Source organism: Vibrio sp. D173a (assembly GCF_030248475.1).
Window position 1 is genome coordinate 1 of sequence record NZ_JAHGAH010001082.1, and the last position, 1,259, is coordinate 1,259.

2 protein-coding genes and 1 pseudogene are annotated in these 1,259 nt (G+C 44.2%); all 3 read left to right on the forward strand.

The window, feature by feature from the left end; genetic code table 11:
- Positions 1-363: pseudogene (locus KIV40_RS31450) on the forward strand (lipoprotein NlpI); the annotation flags it as partial.
- 147 nt (positions 364-510) lie between these two features.
- A complete protein-coding gene (locus KIV40_RS31455) occupies positions 511-918 on the forward strand; it encodes a MarR family winged helix-turn-helix transcriptional regulator (protein ID WP_285353225.1) in 408 nt (135 codons plus the stop codon).
- Between the two features lie 127 nt (positions 919-1,045).
- On the forward strand, positions 1,046-1,259 hold a 214-nt coding region (locus KIV40_RS31460), incomplete at its 3' end, for an MATE family efflux transporter (protein ID WP_285353226.1).

Here is a 1,259-nt window from a genome sequence, read left to right on the forward strand (position 1 = left end):
CTACAAGATCTGAAATCGCGCTACCAAGATCGTGATGAACAGTGGGGATGGGTTTTGGTCGCTATCATGCTCGATGAGATCTCAGAAGAGCAGGCCTTTAAGGCAATCCTAACGGGTACGCGAGACAACACGTTGTTGGCTCAACGCCTAACCGAAACCTACTTCTACTTGGCGAAGCGCTACCACATGCGTGGTGACTACGCGAATGCGATCTCTCTCTACAAACTGGCCGTCTCATTCAACGTTTATGAGTATGTTGAACATCGCTACTCTTTCCTTGAGTTAGGTAATATTTTTACCGAGATTAAAGAAGAGCGCATTGCTCAGGCCAAATTAGAACAAGAGCAAGCTGAAGCGAACTGATCGCTGACAGACTGATTCACTCCTAACTCGTACCAAGAAGCCGCTATTGATTAGTTTTATGTGGCACACTTTTTCTGATTGCAATTTAATCAATGACGATTACAATAGTTAGCATTGCTAATTAAATATTGGTTGTTCGAAGAATAGATGTTGAACGAAAACCTAGAAAAGATAGAACGCTTTGCCTCTAAGATATGGCGAACGCAGTTAAAAGAGGATCCGATTGGACAGCTGAGCTTTAATGAGTACGACTACCTTAAAGTGATTCAAGCGTCTAAAGAGCCAATTCGACTAACGGACCTTGCTGAAGAGATGCTGGTCACTAAGCCTTCGGCGACAACTATGGTTCAGCGTTTAGAGCGAAAAGGTTTAGTCGAGCGAATGCCCAGTCCAGAGGATGCACGATCTAAATTGCTTGTGCTGACAGCAAAAGCAGAAACTGGTCTAGAAGAAGAGAGCAAAATCTATCAGGTAATGGCGAACACGCTAGAGAGTCAATTAACTGAAGACGAAGCAAAGCAGTTAAACCTATTGCTAAGCAAAGCATTAAAGTAAAAATTTGATTATTTAGTTAGTCTGGTTAACTAAGTGATCAGCAGGATGAACATAAGTTTCAAGGACAGCAGAAACGTCATCACTCACTCATTGGTAGTGAGATAACAGCAGAAAGTAAGAGTAGAAGATGAGTCAGTCAATCAGTCGCCAGTTTTGGCGCTACACAATCCCAACCGTGGCTGCAATGCTGGTCAATGGCTTATACCAAGTCGTCGATGGCATTTTCATTGGTCGCTTTGTCGGTGCCGATGGCCTAGCGGGTATCAACGTTGCTTGGCCTGTGATCGGCTCGATCCTTGGCCTAGGTATGCTCGTTGGTGTAGGTACTGGAGCCTTGGTTT

What these genes read in the sequence shown, in the direction of transcription:
- KIV40_RS31455 (WP_285353225.1), top strand. Translation starts at nt 511, where the DNA reads ATGTTGAACGAAAACCTAGAAAAGATAGAACGCTTTGCCTCTAAGATA.